The following is a 266-nucleotide window of genomic DNA, read 5'->3' as shown; positions in this document are numbered from 1 at the left end:
TTGTCCCAAATGTGGCGGGAGTTCTCATTACTGGAAAAAGGACAAGGAACAATACGAGTGTAAACACTGTAAAACACGCATCACGCTCAAGAGTGGCACCGTCATGCACAAATCGAAACTTCCATTTCGCTACTAGTTTATACATGCATTTGCTCACGTCAACGAAAAAGACCTTTTCGGCCAAAGGGATCCAGCGTCAATTGGGTCATAATCGTTACCATCCCATTTGGCACATGGTTCACAAACTTCGTCAGGTTATGGGTAGA

1 pseudogene is annotated in these 266 nt (G+C 44.4%); it reads left to right on the top strand.

Features of this window, described 5'->3' with window-relative positions:
* Positions 1-266 (top strand): annotated as a pseudogene (locus EII41_RS13925) (IS1595 family transposase); the annotation flags it as partial.

It is taken from the genome of Tannerella forsythia, assembly GCF_003860135.1.
Classification (GTDB): Bacteria; Bacteroidota; Bacteroidia; order Bacteroidales; family Tannerellaceae; genus Tannerella; species Tannerella forsythia_A.
Note: the sequence above shows the minus strand (reverse complement) of the source record. Positions and strands in the feature narration are given on the sequence as shown.